Origin of the sequence: Staphylococcus nepalensis (assembly GCF_014635045.1) — a bacterium.
Lineage (GTDB): Bacteria > Bacillota > Bacilli > Staphylococcales > Staphylococcaceae > Staphylococcus > Staphylococcus nepalensis.
The window spans coordinates 85654-103872 of record NZ_BMCF01000007.1 but is presented as its reverse complement, the minus strand read 5'-3'; the positions used below and the strand labels follow the sequence as shown (position 1 = coordinate 103872).

Below are 18219 nucleotides of genomic sequence, written 5' to 3'. Positions count from 1 at the left end.
GCCATTCAAAGTGAACACTTGTAAGTGAAACTTTTGAATGGCGCATATTTATTTTGGCGGAAAAAGCCATTTTAAATTAATTGTTTTTACCTGTAATATAACTTAATTCCTTTGCATCATCTGCATCGATAGTTCTATAAGAAACGACACCGAGACCTTTAACGTTGGACTCTGAAATAATGATAGAACCATCATCATTAACTTTTTCTACAAAGGCTACATGACCGTACATCGCATCTGCACCCTGTTGGCCTGCCTCAAATACAACGGCGGTGTGTGCTTTTGGCGTTGAAGCCACCGTATAACCTTTTCTCTCGGCGCGATTATTCCAATTTCTTGCATCACCTAAGTCTCCACTCACAAATTGGTCGAACTGTGCCATACGATTGTAAACATACCACGTGCACTGACCGTGGGGGTAAGGCGTATCATTTGTAGTTTCTGAAAATGGTTTGAAATCTGAATCATCATTGTCGTTATTCACTTTATAATCATCTAAATTCGGCATTTGTTTATGATCTAACTGTGTTAAGTCATAGTGTTTGATAATACTGTTCAATTTGTCTGCGTATTGTGAATCAGTCGCGTATGTGGTAGCTAAATGGGCAGTCGCTGAACGGTAGCTATGCGCTTCACTTTTCCACGTCGGTTTGTAAATATTTTGATTACCATCGATGCCTTGCTTAATTAATGTAGCATAATCTTCTAATGATTCTTTTTCACTTGGATAACTACGGAAGTTTGCTGAGATTTGGAATGTATTGTTTCCATTATCTTCAAGTGTGTTGAACTTAGCTGACTTACCTTCGTAAGTACCTTTGATACCAAACAAATTAAAATGAGGTGAACGCGCAAGCATACTCATGCCTGAATCTGACTCTAATATGGCTTGAGCTATCATCACAGACGCGTAAATGTCTTCATTTTGCCCGATGTCATGTGCATCTTGTGCGATGTTTTTAATGAAATCACGTGTGTTTTTATTTTCAGTTATGGTTATGTTGTTTGCAGCATTATCATCGTCTGATAAATTTGGCCATTGTTGGAAAACGGCAGTAGATCGTATATCAGATTGATTGATGTCGTGCTCAAATGATTGAGTTGGTTTTTCCTTTTTTGCTAATTGTGATTTAGAAGGTAACTGTGGATTGGCCTGGTTGTTTGATGTTTGTTTGTCAGAGCTACTTTTCTTATCGTCAGCATCTTCATTCGACGCACTTTCTTTTTGAGCGTCATACTGTTTTTGATTATTTTTAGCATCCTCACTGTATTCATCTAAGATTGCTTCTAATACTTTATCGTCAGATGATGAATCTGATTGGTCCCCCGTTTTGACGTTATTATCGCGCTTAGGTGTTTCATTCTGCTGGTCATTTAGATTATCATCGTCACGATTTGCATTCTCATGAGATTGTTTTTGTTGTGAATCTAATTCAGTATCGTCGTGTTGTTGGTTTTTAGCATCTGTCAGTTTGTTTGAGTCGCTACCATCATCCATATCATTGTTTTCTGATTGATGCGTTGTATCTTCGATATCGTTGTTGTTAGTATTATCTTGTTCTTGTGATGTATCCTCATTATTTTCTTCTGGATCATCTGCATTTCCATCGTCATCACCGTTAGCATCTATCGTATTTGTATCTTCTGGATCTGTTTGATCAATCGACGTAGGATACGTTGTTTGGTTATTGCTGTCTTCATTTTGCGCATCGTTTTGTTCTATAGGGGAACTTGATCGCATTGTATCATTATTAGAAAATAATTGATCTAATAATTCAGATAAACTGTGATTATCACGCTTCAAAGGCGCTGGTTTAAACATATCTAATAGATTTGAACGGTAATCAGATGCGGATACGTCCCATGTATTTTCAGTTGAATTGGGCGTAACTTTGTCAGAAGATGTATGTCTACCGTTTTTATGACTGGCATTACGTGTACCGTCGTTAGGTGTTTCATTATTTGTACGATTTTGTTTCTGTTCACTATTTTGTTTATCATCATTAGATTTATCTTTCGCATTGTCATCATCATTAGACGTATCTTTTGCGTCATCAGATGTCTCTTTTTCAGTATGACTGTTTTGAGATGAATGCGATTGATCAGATTCAGATGGTTTAGATTGTTCCTTATCCTGCTCTTTATCCTTATGCGCATCATTTGATTGGGAAGCCGTCGTGCTTTTTTCTGACGTTTCGGCATTAACATCGTTGATAGGGAATGATGGAATAAGTAAAGAAGTTGAAAGCAAGCAGACTAATAATTTTTGTTGCTTCATGAAAATACCTCTTTTCTAAAATATATTATTTACTATGTACAAACTAGCGTTTGTCTTGGTACACTAGAAACAGTCTCGCATTTAGTTGACTCCTATCAACCATAAATTGAATAAATTGTATTAATGCATTCAGTATATCAATTTATATGTAATAAACAAATAGTAATTTGAATTAATATAAGAATAGATAAATAGATACAGTTTCAGAGGTGTATAAATGAAAAACGCAATAAAATTATTTTTTATGGATTTAAAAAAGATTGCTAAGACGCCTGGTGTTTTAGTCATTTTAGGCGGTTTAGCATTGCTTCCTTCATTTTATGCTTGGTTTAACTTGGAAGCGACATGGGATCCATATGGTAATACTAAAAATATTAAAGTTGCCGTTGTGAATGAGGATAAGGGAGATACAGTAAAAGATAAAAAGGTGAATGTGGGTAATCAAATTACCGATACCTTAAAGAAAGACGATAACTTTGATTGGCAATTTGTAAGCCGGAAAAAAGCTGATCATGATTTGAAGATGGGAGAGTACTATGCTGCCATTTACATACCAGATAAGTTTACACACCAAATTACTGGCACACTTCGAAAAGACCCGCAACAAGCCGATGTAGAATATAAAGTAAACCAAAAACTTAATGCCATTGCACCGAAAATGACCGATGCTGGTACGAGTGCTATTGTCCAAAAAGCAAATGAACAGTTTAATGAAACGGTGACACAAGCGCTATTAGATGAAGCAAACCGACTAGGTGTGAAACTTGAGGAAGAAATTCCAACAATCAATAAAATTGAAGACGCAGTCTCTAAAGCTAATGAGGCTATGCCAAAAATTAACGATTTTGCAGATACGCTTATATACTTAGATGAAAACCAAGATCAAATTGACGATTACGCTGATCGATTTAGAGAACTAGGTGACTATAAAGGCGAAGTTATAGATGCGGCAGATAAGTTAAATCAAGTTAATGCTGCAATACCTGCATTAAATGAGCGCGCCAAATTGATATTAGCATTAAATGATTACATGCCAAATATTGAAAATGCGCTTAATGTTGCCTCTAACGATGTGCCAGAAGCCTTTCCAAAAATAAATCGTGGCGTTGACATTGCAAGTGCTGGAGTAGATGCAGGCTTACAAGGGCTGAATGATGCACAAGGTTATTTACCTGCGATTCAGCAACGTGTTGAAAGCTATCAAGAAGTCGTTGATAATGCGCAAGATGCAAATCAAAATGTTAATAATCGATTACAAAACAATATGCAAACTGAGCAACAAAGTACTACGGTATCAGATCGTTATTCAAATATTAAAACTTCGCAAATAAGTAACAATCAAAGCGACAATAATGAAAACGATCAGAATGAAACAACGGTAAGTAGTAAAGATGTCAGTGCAATGACATCTTCCTTATCAGAATCGCTATTATCGCTATCTAATTACACCGATAAACAAGCTGAAAGTAGCCAAGAAGACATAGAAGCATTGAAAAATGTTACGTATGGCATTTTATCTACAGATAAACCTAAAGATTTCCAAAAAACGTTAGATCATATTAAATCTAGGCTCGAAGTCACAAGCAAATCTAATCAGCAATTTATAGATATATTATCAGAGCTAGAAGAGAGAGAAAACGTGGATTTATCAGATGAAATTCAAACATTAGAATCAGCAAATAACAGGATTAACAATTTAATTAAAAACCAAAATCAACTCAGTGACGCACTTTCAAATGGAAGTTCAGGTAAAGCAGAAGCAGTAGAACTACTTAAAGATCTACCACGTGTAAATAGTAGCCTAGATGATTTAAGGCACTATATTAAAACCGAATTAAACCAAAGATTGCTCAACATATCTAACGATATAATGTCCGTATTAAACGAGGGTGATACGAGACTATCAACAGTTCAATCGAAATTAAATACGATAGATCAAGTGATAAATTCTGGAGAAAGTATTTTAACTGCTGGCAAAGATAGAATAGAAACGATTCAAAGTGCACTGCCAGTTATTGAACAAAGTTATATGGATGCAATGGAAATTGCACAAAATGCTTACCCGCAATTTGAACAAAGTGTTGCGAACGCCGCGTCATTTATCGAAAATGATTTGCCAGGTTTAGAACAGCAGTTGTCTGATACAACAGCGACGGTAAATAATACAATACCTACACTATTTAATCGTTATGATCAATTAGTAGATATTTTAGATGCGAATCAACCACGGGCTAAAGAAGGCTTACACAATTTAGCAGATTTCGCACGTAATCAATTACCAGACGTTGAAAAAGATCTTGCTAAGGCGAATGATCTATTTGATGAGATCGAAGATGATGATGCAGTAGATAAAATGGTAGATTTATTGAAAAACGATTTAAAAAAACAAGCGAACGTGATTGCTAATCCAATCGATATAGACCAAAAAGATATATTCCCTGTGAAAGACTATGGTTCAGCGAGTACGCCATTCTACACAGCGTTAGCCATATGGGTAGGTGCGTTACTAATGGTGAGCTTATTAACGACAGATAATAAACACCAATCATTAGCGCCATATCTATCGACAAGAGCAATATATTTAGGTAAAAGTGGATTGTTCTATCTGTTGGGTATCATTCAAGCACTTATCGTATCTATTGGAGATATAGTGATACTGAAAGCGCAAGTGGAATCAATTGGTTGGTTTATTGGCATCTCAGTATTCTCTTCCATCGTATTTGTTTCAATTGTTTATACTTTAGTATCATTGTTAGGCAACCCAGGGAAAGCAATTGCAATCATCTTCCTTGTTCTACAGATTGCAGGTGGTGGAGGAACGTTCCCTATTCAAGTTACACCAGAGTTCTTCCAAGCGATCCATCCTTATTTGCCTTTCTCTTACGCAATAGACGCATTAAGAGAAGCGGTTGGTGGACCTGTCCCTAAAATTTTAACTGAAAAATTAACCGTACTCTCATTATTTGGTATAGGATTTTTATTAATTGGCGTCATCTTTAAGCCGATTACAGATCCATTGATGAGAAAAGCAACTGAAAAAGCAGAAAAAAGTGATGTAATGGAATAGTACCGTAACGATATAATATATACGATTACTAAGCCCATTCATTGATATTTAATATGAGCGCGAGCCAGAAATCTTTGTAGCGACATAGATTTCTGACTCGCTTTTTGTGTTTGATAGGTCGTTTAATCATTGAAAAGAACTTAAACGATGGTTAAATGAAATTATTTTATAAATGATTCAATGCGTTTCTTCATAAAATAATATGTATGCCAATTAACTAAATATGTAACTGATTTATAAATTAAACGCTGCTATCTATAGTGATTAAAGTGTTTAATTTAAGAATTATTGGCAAAATTAAGACTAATATGTTTTTTAAAAATATATTTAAAATAACTTATTTTGATTTATACAGAACAGCTTATTTCTTAAACTGTATTTTATATTTCGCCGATATAGTTAACTTAAATAATGTTTTGGATTAATTGATATGACGACGACGTTAAATAAATTAAATCAATTTAATAAGGGGAACATAAAGCTAAGCAATATATTATAAACACTTTGAACCTTTTGAATGTTAAATGGCGCTAACAAAGAGAAAACAGATAAATGACAAAGGAGCGGTTAAATATGCAAAACGTAATGTACTATGGAAAAGATTATAAAAGTCTGCCTGTTTCATCTATTAAAAGTAAAAAAGGCGTAGAAATTGCCTCAGATTTATACCAATATACAACGCAAATAGTTAATATCGTATTTTATGGCGAACCTTCTTCTCAGTCATTTGTGTTAATAGATACGGGTATGCCTGGAAAGTCTAAAGAAATTATCCGCGAAGCAGAAGCACGTTTTGGAAGTCATGCAAAACCAAAAGCAATCATTTTAACACATGGTCATTTTGATCATGTTGGATCAATTATTGAACTCATTAAATATTGGGATGTGCCAGTTTATGCACACCCAGAAGAATTGCCTTATTTAACAGGAGCGAAAGATTACCCGGCACCAGATGCTACAGTAGATGGTGGATTAATTTCAAAAATGTCAAAAATTTTTCCGAATAAAGCAATTAATTTAGATGGATATATTAAAGCGTTACCAGAAGATTTTAGTGTCCCTTATATGCCAGATTTTAAATGGGTGCATACGCCTGGGCACACGCCAGGGCATATATCATTATACAGAGCGGAGGATAGTTTGTTGGTTGCAGGAGATGCAATAACGACAGTTAAACAAGATAATTTAAAGGATGTTTTAACACAAAAACAAGCTATTTATGGACCCCCTAGATATTTTACGACCAATTGGGCACAAGTCAAAGACTCAATTCGTAAATTATTAGCATTGAAGCCCGAGATAATAACTACTGGACATGGGCGTCCTTTAAAAAATCATGAAGCACAGAGAAAGCTAGATGAATTAAATAATCATTTAGATGAAATTATTTTGCCAAAGCATGGTAAATACGTGAATCAAAATGATTAGTATTTAACCAATTTTATGTAGTATATCTTTATGTATAATTTATTGAGGCTGAACCATAACTTTTTATAATTTTTAAAAATATGTAACGCTTCACGTAAATATAGTAGTGGTTATGTAAAGATAGCTAAAATACTTGTAAAGAACCCTAGATGTTTAATAACAATCAAAGGTGGTATACAATTTAGTAGATTTAATTGTAAGGAAATACTTCAATGCTTCTTTATAATAAATATATACAGTTCGAATTTAAAAGATTAAAAATATATAATAATTAATCGATACTCCATATGCGCATAATAGTTAATATAAAAAAACTAGCAAAAAACGCACATTTTGATAATAAAGCTCCACGTGATAGTTCAAACTCTTATTTTTAAAAAATAGAACTATTCAAGTAAACAAACTTTCCTAATAAAACATTAACTTTTATCAACGATTTATAAATTCCCAATAGCAAACCAATTAAAAATCCACTGGAATATATAAAGGCTCCACATTATAGAAATCTAAGATGTCTATAATTTGTAGCTTAAAGTGATTAATTAAAAGATAAGCCATAAAAACTGTCCCTCGACGCGAATTTAAAATTTCAATAATTTAACAAAATATAATTTCTAACTATAGAAAAGGACTATCAATTATAAGACTTAGTCCTAGGTAATATGTAAAATAAAAGCCATTAATTAAAAAATAATATGATTCGTATGAGGGATCTGTAAAAAGATTACTTTAAGCGAAAAAAGGAGTCTGTGTCATTATGTATGAAAATATACTATTAGCGTACGATTGCGAAGAAAAATTTGAAACGGCCGTAAAAGAACTAAATAACCTTATTAGTAATAAGCGTAACGACGCTAAAGAAGAGGATACTTTAATAACTGTGCTCGTTATCATCCCTCAGCAATTGCTTGAAAAATCTGTCGCTTATCAAAATAAACATTTTAAAAAAATCGTTATGGAAGAAAAAAGGAAATTCAAACCTTTTCTTGAAGATTTAGAAATTTGTGGGTTCCGTTACGAAACAAAATATATTTGTGGCAACGTTAAGAAAGAAGTACTCAACGAATTAAAGAGAAAAGATTATGATTTAATAGTTTTAAGTAACCGAAATACTAAATTTAAAACAAAAGATGCATTAGGAAATGCATCGTATAAAATATCCAAAAATACAGAAGTCCCTACACTTATTATTAGATAAAATACCAATAATACGGACTTCAAAACGATTTTAAAATCAAAAGTGAGAAATTTAATATAGAGAAATTTATATCAGATTACTCCCAGGGTCTCACCGTCTATTTTATAATTTTTGGAGGTATTTTAGAAGAATGTCTATATGATAACAGGGTTAAATTCTGTTACGTCTTATTATATATTTATTTGAATTAATTATTTCTAACACATGTACAGTAAGAAAGTTGTTTGGAGACACTGATGTTTTGATTTCTAACGGTGACACGACCCATAAATATTTGAAACATTACTGCTTAGAAATGGACTAAATATTATTAATCAGACCGATGTCTATTGCCCCATAACAAAATTTTTAGACCATATAACAATAATTTGTATAAAAATGGTATTGAAAAATGTTAAGCTTTTTTCAGTTAATGATTAGCACATTAACTAAGGCATTTTAAAAAAAGAGTGTTGATTAATTGCTAGCTAAGGTAGCTCATAAAAGATATAACTAATAATAATTAATTCCTCTTGTACCGCATATATTATTTCCTCTAAATATTAAAGTCTTAAATTAGAAAATGATATATTTATTTCCAACTTTGATTTAACGTTTAAAAGATTACAATGATATATTTAGGGGTTGATACCGTGAAAATAGAAAAATGTATTGAAGATTTTATAACCAGTATCATTCAACGAGATGTACAACGATTTTGTAATTTACTGTGTGCTAAAGATTTAGAAACGCTTCGAAAAAAATTATATACAAATGACACTTACCAAAGCATTAATAAATATATAAAAAATAGTTATTTAGCAAAAATCTTCCATTTTATTACACCTAATTATTCTTATGAATATTTTAAGCATAAAAATAAGTATATGGTTAAATATTATTTTTCTGATAGCAAGGCTTACCTTAAAACAGAATTCAATTTTGTTCAAGAAGAAAATAATACGCTAATAAGTATCGATTTGGCTAAAATTCAAGTGAAAAGTTTCAACATAAGAGATTGAGCTACTATAAATTAACTTATTCACAGAATCAATGCTTTAACCAATATGAAATTTTATTCATCACTACTATCAAATCTCGACTATTATAAATTTATGATTGTTTTATTAATTTAAAATACTGAATATTCGTTTGATATATAAAATACTTATATATCAAATTAGGGCTATATACAAAGTTTGATATATTGTATATAGCCTTTTGATTGTTATTAGTTTTTTAAGATTTCGTGTGATGAATTAAGCCTATTTTCATAAACTATATATTTACCTCTTTCGCAAAACCATCTTTTTAAAATATATGTATAGTAGTTTAGCTTTATAATCGTATTTTTATTTCTTATTATTTAATAATCGCTTCTGATTTTTGGTTATATAAAATAATTTTATGTTCATATAAATATATAACTTTAATGTAAAATTTACATATTAAATACGTACTTAATATAGGGTTAAAAGAGTATTGCTAAAATGATGAGACAAGACCATAAAGAAATAGTTAGAGGAGGATATCATATGAAAAAGCATCAATCGATTGCATTTCGTGCTGCAACGAGTTTTGTCTTATTATTTAGTCTTATTATTACCCCACAAACAGCACAGGCTAGTGGCGCTGGAAAACCGACAGACAATACTACAACAACACAACAAGAAAATGATAATAAAATCAAACTATTAGATAAAAAGCCTGAAGTTGCAGATATAAAGAAACAGAATAAACCCAATCGTGTTATTACAAATATAAATGGGAACCCTCAGACAGAAATGGGATTTAGTTGGTATACCTCAGATAAATTTGAAGATTCAAAAGTATGGGTATCAGAGTCAAAAAACTTTAAAAACGCAAAAACATTTGATGTGAAACCTAAAAAAGTGAAATCAAAATATCTTGAAAGAGATAAACATGGTCATATTATTTTTAAAGACATTGCTAAAAATGATGAAGGTGAACCTATCAAAGACAGAAATGGCGAGGAAAAAGTAAACGGTTATTATACAGATAAACATGCTGGTGGACCGGAATGGATGAGCGGTGATAAGCATGGTAAAACAAATTTAATAAGCGAAGCAGAATATACATACAAAGCGCAGGCAAAAGATTTAAAACCGAATACGAAATACTATTATAAAGTAGGTAGTGAAAAAGGGGGAAAGAGCCAGATAGGACAATTTAAAACGGCTGGTAAAAAAGGTGACCCATTTAATTTCGTACAATATACAGATACACAAAACGCATTTTGGAATGAGCATGTAAGAAACGAAGCAACATTTGGCGCTGATACATTAATGAATGCAATTCAAACTGCCGGAGATCCAAGCTTTGCTTTACACACAGGTGATTTTGTAGAAACAGCAGAAGTTGAGGATGAATGGAAAGATTTATATGAGCAGTCCAGACCTTCATTCATGTCATTGCCAGTCGTTGCTGCAGCAGGGAATCATGATGAATATGCGCTGAACGAAGAGGATGAGAAATTATTAACTAAGTTCAACGAACACGTGAACGTGCCGAAAGAGAATGATGAGGTTAATGGCGGCTCTTATTATTCATTTGATTATAATGGTGCTCACATGGTTGTTGCAAATACCAATGACAATAAAAAATCTAAAGACAATCCAGATGAAAAAGCCATTGGTAAAAAACAGATGGAATGGATTAAGAAAGATATCAAAAAAGCACGTGACAATGGGGCAAATTGGGTTGTGTTAAATTTACACAAACCAATGTATTCTAAATCTTACCACGCTTTATCAGACGAAGACGTGAAGAAAATTAGAAAAGAACTTACAAAAGAAATAGATGATTTAGATGTTGATTTAGTGTTACAAGGCCATGATCATGTATTATCTCGTACGCATCCACTTGAACATACTTCAACTAAAAACAGTTTCGTTAATGCTAAAAAAGAAGATACGAAGCAATTTGTTGGTGATGATAACGTAACTTATTATAATAATCCAAAAGGTTCAGTGTATGTGTTACCAAATACAGGCGGTACAAAAGAGTATGACAGTATTTATGATCGTTCATTAGAGCATATTAAAAAAGTGAGACCAGAATTGAGTTGGTTAACTGAAAAAGATTTAGAACACTATAACAGTCTATTTAAAGTAGGTAAACAACCTCAAGAAACAGATGCATTTAAAGATAGTCATTCAAATAACCGTGATTCTTCTTCGCAAAACTTCTCAGTTTATGAAGTAGAAGGTAATACATTAAAAGTTAAAATCTATCAATTAAATGGCGATATCAACGACGGTGAACAGCGTAATATTGAATTAGTAGACGAATTTGGTATTCAAAAAAACAATAAATAATTAAATCAATGCCTAAGTTAGCTGATATTAGCCTAGCTTAGGTCGTTTGATTTCTTGGGAAATTGAGGTTTGATATATAGTGAAACAAATAGTAAAATGCATCACATTCATGACATTGTTCTGTCTCGTTTTAGCTAGTTTTAGTAATAGCAAACAAACAACGCAGCAATCGGAGGAGAAAGCCGCTCATACTGAAAAAACTCAATCTTCCAAAGAACTTATTACAGATAAAGATAAAAAAATGATTAAAAAAGAGCTCTTATCATGGCTTGATGAGCATGAAAAAGATAATCATAAAGCTGTCTCAAACCGTTATTTTGGTAATGGTAGTATGTCTGATGGAGATTGGTACGCTGGTAGCGAAGATGGTGAAATTCAAGTGAGTAATAGAGACAAACCTGGGGCGAAAGCATTCGATTTGCATACAGTAACAGGGGCGGTAACTTATACATCCCATAAAGGAACAACGGGTATAGATAAAGATGCAGAAACTTTATCTAATATTGAAGGTTATAATAAAGTGGCGGATACGAACAAACCTGTCACAAAATATTTATTTGCAGATAATGGCAAGGTATACGAATATGAGTTTACGCACTCAGAAGATGTTACATTGTCCTCTGGTTTTGCACCTAAAGATCATAATGGCAAAGATCCAAACTTAAGACCAAATGAAATGTTCCAAGTGAGTGACAATAAAGCACTTAACGACTTTTACCAAGCGCTCTTGAAGCAATACCAATCATAACAAAGGTCGATATAGCGAGGAATCCATTTAATTTGTAAAATTCCCCCCGTGTAAAAGAGAGACATAAAATGGGTTAATTACTAGGTTGCTACATTTCAAATTAGCCAAAGCAACTTGGTTCTATAAAGCTTGTAGTCTATCGTTAAAGGAGTGATAAGTATCAAGCATAGATATGACATTGAGATGTTATGGAAAAAGTACAAGTACGAAGTTATGTGGCATGATCAAAACAGCTATAACCGTATCAGAAAAATGATGAAAGATAAATATGAATACTATGAAGTGAGAGACATGATTCATAGTGCTTTATTGATTGAACCTAGTAAAGGGTCTGTCGTTAACGCATTTTCTCATGTATGGGGTTACTTTAAAAAGGTTTGTGAACCGTCAGAAAAGGAATTATTTAAAAAGCTAAAAGAACAGTATGTATTGGATCAAGTAGAGGCAACCACACTGATTTATTTTATTTATTGCATGGCGATGTTTTACGATGTGACTTATCTAAAAGATTCCAGTTTAATTAAGAACTTTAAAATAAAGATTGCCAACTAAATTTGAATATGTAATTAACATATCAATTTAGTGTGAGTTGATCGTGACAGGTGACAGCAACTCTTTTAAAAAATCATATAGAAAATTTTATGATGATAATAAAAAGAAATAGACGAATGTTTGTTATGCTACCTGCTATTTGTATGATGTTGAAGAAAACGCATTGTTACCTTCTTTAAAAACTTAGTATAAGGTCTTTTTATTCCGATAAGCTAATGTTCGGGCGCTTTGTTAAGCCCAGCCAGTGATTTAAGTTACTTCCAAAAAATAGAGTGAACCATGCACACTTTCATTGAATCCAAATTATCTTGGATTTTAAATGGAAGTGTTTTTTATAAAAAAGCGTCAAATTCAGTGAAAGTAATTGTTACCTTATTTGCGATATGCTTTGGGCCAAAATAAGTGAAGCAATATAGTATTTAAAAGCGTATAGAGAAAAAGTGTGTTATCTATGTTATTTAAGAATGAATTTTTGGAATTAGGGAAAAGTATAAAGTGGTATTTTACGCACTTTTTCATTGTTTATAATGCGCAAGTGATAACGCAATGCGCATCTAAAAATAGTGATTATAAAATAAGAAATAATGATATAAGGACGATTATAATAGGTGCAATGTAGGGGGCTTTATAATGACAAGGCAAAGAAAATGGGTGCTTTTATATGTTATTGCATTTTTAATTATGATTGCAATTAATTATTTAAGTGGTAGCAATATCGGAAATATCGCCGAAGACAAACAAGCAATGATTCAACCTGCTGGTTTTGCGTTTGCAATTTGGGGCTTAATTTATGTGCTTATTTTAGCATGGCTAATCAAGTTATTGATGATACGTTCGCATAATAAAAAAATCGTAAGTCGATTGAAGTATCTTCCTATCATTAACTTCCTGTTAAACAGTGCTTGGATTATTGTTTATACACAACAATGGTTCTTAGTATCAGTAATCGTTATCTTAGCGTTACTTTATAATATTGCTCGAATGTATGTGATATTATCTGACTATCGAGGGTATAACCGTTTGCCATTTTCAATTTACTTTGGTTGGACGACGGTTGCCACAATTGTTAATATTTTTTCTTTAGCGCTAAATAATCATATTCAAACAATATTTGGTTTAGATGAGTTAAGTTGGACAATGATTGCGTTGATATTAGCAACGATCATTGGTATCTTTATAGCAATATCTTTTAAAGATTGGCTATACCCGCTGGTATTGATATGGCCTTTTTATGGTATCTATATAGAAAATAACAACTATTATTTAAGTTTAGATGTTACATTAATCACTGCAAGTTTATTATTATTTATAACTGCTATTATTGTCGTGGTAAGAATGAAAAAGTCATAGAAGACAATGAGTGAGGACGTTTTGAAGTCGTCGAATTGTGCTTAATTTAATCTCAAACGATTAATTTTGTTGTAAAAGGGTAAAATAAACCCAATAAACACGATGTGTTTATGATGTATACTAAATTTATTTAATAATGAGCAAGTGAGCTTATTATGTAAAAGATGAGCTGAAGTAAAGTTTCCCTGCTCGTCTTTTTTAATCGGAGGCTAAATATATGAAAAAAATTCTGTTAACGGGCGCTTCGGGTTATATTGGTGGCCATTTAATGAAAAAATTGAAAGAAAATTATGAAATTATCGCTATTTCTAGACATATAGAGCATAAAACGAACGAACAAAATGTAACTTGGAAGTCTGCCGACTTATTTGATTTAAATGAGATAACAGAAGTAATGAAAGGCGTGGATATCGCTATATATTTAGTCCATTCTATGATGCCTTCAGCTAAATTAACGCAAGCAAGTTTTGAAGATATGGATGCGTTGTTAGCAGATAATTTTGCAAAAGCAGCTAGTGTTAATCAAGTTAAGCACATTGTGTTTATGAGTGGTTTAATTCCTGAGACAAATGAATTATCGCCACATTTAAGAAGTCGCCTAGAGTGTGAGCGTATTTTAGGGGCGTATGGCGTACCAGTCAGTACTTTAAGAGCGGGTTTGATTATAGGCTCTAAAGGTAGTTCTTACCCAATATTAAAAAAATTAGTAGAACGTCTACCTGGGTTACTATTGCCGCAATGGGCGTATAACACAACATTACCAGTGGCTATTGAAGATGTGATTAATGGGCTTTATAAAATCGTAGCGCGTCATCCACAAGCCAATGAATCAATTGATATTGGTGGACCAAATCATATGACATATAAAGACTTATTCAAACAAACGGCTGAAGTATTAGATAAACGTTTACCTACTTTAGACTTACCTATTATTCCAATTTGGTTAAGTAAGTATTGGGTGAAATTAATTTCTGGGGTGCCGAAAGAAATGGTTTATCCGCTTATGGATAGTTTGGTTCACGATATGGTAAGAAATGAAGAAAATACCGTCGAAGGTGTCTCTATTGGAAAAATCGATTATAAAACGAGTGTACGTAACGCTTTAGCGGAAGAAAACACTGTACAGAAGAAGCGTAAAAAATCAAGCAAGCGTGCGATTAAAGATGTTCGAGCAATTTCAAGAGTAACCTTGCCTAAAGATATGACTATGAGTCAAGTGACGGCATTGTATGCTGATTTCTTAAACAAAATCACATTAAATGTCGTTAATAGTGATTTTAATGAAAACGACTTCTCAATAACAATACCATGTTTGGGTAAAGATTTACTTTTACTAAGGAAAGATAGCGTAGCATCTAATGAGGATAGCATTTTGTATCGCATTGTCGGTGGAGATTTTGCGCTAGATTCAAATGGTGGCAACGCAAGATTAGAATTTAGAAGGTTGCCTTATAGCAATGAATGTATGATAGCGTTACAAGAATATGAGCCGACGCTGCCTTGGTGGGTTTATAAGTATACACAAGCTAAAGTGCATAAAAGTGTAATGAATCTTTTCAAATTCAAGTTAGAAACTAAAAAAAGTACTAGAAAAAGAAGTGTAAATATGAAAAAAATTATTTTACCAGTCGTTATTGTAGGTGTGATTGTATTAAAACTATACGGATTAAAAAAATATTTAGCTAAAAAAAATAATATGTCTAACGCCGAACTATAGCCGTTATATATAAAGATATTCACTTATAAAAAAAGAGGGATGAACAATGACAGCAATCGATATTATCAAATCAACCACTAAAGTTATAACGCCGATTTTCGGTGGTAAGTTCATGGGCAAATTTGCAGTGAAAAATGCACGTAAAGACTATAAAAAAAATGTCAAACCGCCTTTTTCACCACCCGGCTATGTCTTTCCTATCGTGTGGCCAATACTTTATACAACTATGGGTGTCGCTTATGTACTAGTGACTAATCAATCAGAGCGTAAGACTTTAAAAGGCATTTACTATACGCAATTAGGACTTAATTACTTATGGTCTATCTTGTACTTTAAATATAAGTTGCGCTTTAGTGCATTAGTAGAGAGTGTTGTATTGCTTGGTGCAGTAGTAACTACAACTGTAAAATTTTTCAATGTGAAGAAAGTTGCTGGCATATTGCTTGTGCCATACGTGCTTTGGAGCGCATTTGCGACGTATTTAACAGCAGGTAACTGGTTTTTAAATAAAGAGAACCCAAACTATACAGGAAAAACTGAGCACTAAATTGATGAAAAAGATAATATATAATGCGCTATACTGGTTTGTTATTCAAATGATTATTGCTCAACTTGGCACATATATAAGCCGTAAATGTTTAGAAAACGGGCATATATATTTTAAAAGTTGGCCAATTGAACAAGAAGGCCAATTGTGGCAAAAAGTCGTTAAAGTCCAATATTGGAAAAATCATTTGCCGGATGGCCAACGTATAAATTCGACTATTATCAGTAAATCAAACTTTGATAAATCGAGTCATGCGGACGAAGTACGCCAATTTATATTAGAAACGAGACGTGCGGAGTTTGTCCACTTGCTGTCTATAGTGCCTGTTATTGTATTTGCAAAGTCATCAAGCAGCGTAAAAATGATAAATCTAGTATATGTCGTTATAGCTAATGTACCTTGCATCATAGTGCAGCGCTATAATCGCCCTAAATTGGAACGTGTTTATTTGAGAAAGTTAAAAAGAAAGGGAGATTAAATGGTAAATAAGCAAGTTATTGTTATTGGAGGCGGTCTAGGCGGCATCGCTAGTGCAATTCGAATGGCTCAAGCAGGCTATCATGTGGATTTATATGAGCAAAATAATCACATTGGTGGAAAAGTGAATAGATTAGAGACGGAAGATTTTGGTTTTGATCTTGGCCCTTCTATTTTAACTATGCCTAAAATATTTCAACGTTTATTCCAGCAATGTGGTAAAAGGCTAGCAGATTATGTGAACATTCGTAAATTAGATTTGCAGATAAGAAACGTCTATCCTGATGGTGAAATGATAGATTTATATGAATCTATGCAAGATACATTGATAAATAATAAGACAGTCACAGATAAGGATATACAGCAGCTTACTGCGTTTTTTAACTATGCGAAACAGATTCATGAAACGGCTGAAAAGAGTTATTTTGATAAAGGTTTAGACACGATTTCTGAAATAATTCGTTATCATGGGCCATTGACTGCATTGAAAAAATTTGATTACTTTCATACCATGCAACAAGCTATTGATAAAAGAGTAGATAATCCTTATTTAAGAAAAATGTTAGGGTACTTTATCAAGTATGTAGGTTCATCATCTTATGACGCTCCGGCTGTGTTGAGTTTACTGCCTCAAATGCAACATGCTGAAGGATTATGGTATGTAGATGGGGGCATTCATAAATTAGCTGGTGCGATGGAGCAACTAGCACGAGAATTAGGCGTGGTTATACATTTTGATGCATATGTAAAACGTATAAATTATAATAGCGAAAATAAAGTTACTGGAATAACCTTAGCAAATAACAAAAACATCTATGCAGATTACATTATATCTAATATGGAAGTGATTCCTGTCTATAAAAATTTATTGAATTTTGATGAAAATAAAATAAATAAGTTAGAACGTAAGTTTGAACCCGCGAGTTCAGGTTATGTAATGCATCTAGGTATAGACAAAAGTTATCCAGAACTCCGACATCACAACTTTTTCTTTTCTAACCATTCGAAAAATAATTTTGATGAAGTCTTTCACCAATATGTTTTGCCTCAAGATCCGACAATTTATGTAGTCAATACCAATAAAACAGATGACTCACAGGCCCCTACAGGATATGAAAATATAAAAATTTTACCACATATACCTTATATTCAAGCGCAGCCATTGAGTGAACAGGCATATCTCCAATTTCGCGAGCGTATACTTGATAAATTAGAGTCTATGGGCTTGAAAAATTTAAGACAACATATCGTCTATGAAGATGTGTGGACGCCGCATGATATAGAAAACACTTATAGTTCTAATAAAGGTGCCATTTACGGTGTAGTATCGAATAAGAAAAAGAATAAAGGGTTTAAGTTTCCGAAAAAAAGCCAATACTTCAAAAATTTGTATTTTGTAGGTGGTTCTGTAAATCCTGGAGCGGGAATGCCGATGGTTACGCTAAGCGGTATGCAAGTTGCAGAAGCTATTATCGCTGAAGAAAGTAGTTGATAACAGATGATATCTTATATCATAGCGATAGTATTCACTTTAGCTTCC

At 32.8% G+C, this 18219-nt stretch carries 13 protein-coding genes; 12 read left to right on the top strand and 1 reads right to left on the bottom strand.

Going from position 1 to position 18219, the window contains the following annotated elements:
* Window positions 1–76 precede the first annotated feature (76 nt).
* Window positions 77–2278, bottom strand: coding sequence for an amidase domain-containing protein (locus IEU88_RS10610; RefSeq protein ID WP_103372473.1), 2202 nt, complete (start codon window positions 2276–2278; stop codon window positions 77–79).
* 217 nt (window positions 2279–2495) lie between these two features.
* On the opposite strand from IEU88_RS10610, the gene IEU88_RS10605 reads away from it, so the two are divergent.
* The 12 genes from IEU88_RS10605 (at window position 2496) to IEU88_RS10550 (ending at window position 18171) form a co-directional block, all read left to right on the top strand.
* On the top strand, window positions 2496–5345 hold the full coding sequence (locus tag IEU88_RS10605; RefSeq protein WP_096808087.1) for a YhgE/Pip domain-containing protein: 2850 nt from the start codon (window positions 2496–2498) through the stop codon (window positions 5343–5345).
* A gap of 573 nt (window positions 5346–5918) precedes the next feature.
* Window positions 5919–6773: an MBL fold metallo-hydrolase gene (locus IEU88_RS10600; protein ID WP_103373711.1), complete on the top strand. Its 855-nt coding sequence runs from the start codon at window positions 5919–5921 to the stop codon at window positions 6771–6773.
* 757 nt (window positions 6774–7530) lie between these two features.
* On the top strand, window positions 7531–7971 hold the full coding sequence (locus IEU88_RS10595; RefSeq protein WP_107644020.1) for a universal stress protein: 441 nt from the start codon (window positions 7531–7533) through the stop codon (window positions 7969–7971).
* Between the two features lie 632 nt (window positions 7972–8603).
* The gene (locus IEU88_RS10590) at window positions 8604–8972 is read left to right on the top strand and encodes a hypothetical protein (RefSeq protein WP_103373619.1); all 369 of its coding nucleotides are present in this window, start codon (window positions 8604–8606) and stop codon (window positions 8970–8972) included.
* A 513-nt stretch (window positions 8973–9485) separates the two neighbouring features.
* Window positions 9486–11288 carry a purple acid phosphatase family protein gene (locus tag IEU88_RS10585; protein WP_103372702.1) on the top strand — a complete coding sequence of 601 codons (1803 nt, stop codon included), beginning with the start codon at window positions 9486–9488 and terminating at the stop codon, window positions 11286–11288.
* A gap of 79 nt (window positions 11289–11367) precedes the next feature.
* The gene (locus tag IEU88_RS10580; protein WP_103372703.1) at window positions 11368–12036 is read left to right on the top strand and encodes a hypothetical protein; all 669 of its coding nucleotides are present in this window, start codon (window positions 11368–11370) and stop codon (window positions 12034–12036) included.
* Between the two features lie 183 nt (window positions 12037–12219).
* Window positions 12220–12588, top strand: coding sequence for a DUF1722 domain-containing protein (locus IEU88_RS10575; protein WP_229719071.1), 369 nt, complete (start codon window positions 12220–12222; stop codon window positions 12586–12588).
* Window positions 12589–13218: 630 nt separating this feature from the next.
* Window positions 13219–13938, top strand: coding sequence for a TspO/MBR family protein (locus IEU88_RS10570; RefSeq protein WP_096808093.1), 720 nt, complete (start codon window positions 13219–13221; stop codon window positions 13936–13938).
* Window positions 13939–14155: 217 nt separating this feature from the next.
* A complete protein-coding gene (locus tag IEU88_RS10565) occupies window positions 14156–15655 on the top strand; it encodes an NAD(P)H-binding protein (RefSeq protein WP_103372704.1) in 1500 nt (499 codons plus the stop codon).
* Window positions 15656–15701: 46 nt separating this feature from the next.
* Window positions 15702–16202 (top strand): TspO/MBR family protein, encoded by a 501-nt coding sequence (locus tag IEU88_RS10560; protein WP_096808095.1) that lies wholly within the window; start codon window positions 15702–15704, stop codon window positions 16200–16202.
* A gap of 4 nt (window positions 16203–16206) precedes the next feature.
* The gene (locus IEU88_RS10555; protein ID WP_103372705.1) at window positions 16207–16680 is read left to right on the top strand and encodes a glycosyl-4,4'-diaponeurosporenoate acyltransferase CrtO family protein; all 474 of its coding nucleotides are present in this window, start codon (window positions 16207–16209) and stop codon (window positions 16678–16680) included.
* The gene (locus IEU88_RS10550; RefSeq protein WP_103372706.1) at window positions 16681–18171 is read left to right on the top strand and encodes a phytoene desaturase family protein; all 1491 of its coding nucleotides are present in this window, start codon (window positions 16681–16683) and stop codon (window positions 18169–18171) included.
* Window positions 18172–18219: the final 48 nt, after the last annotated feature.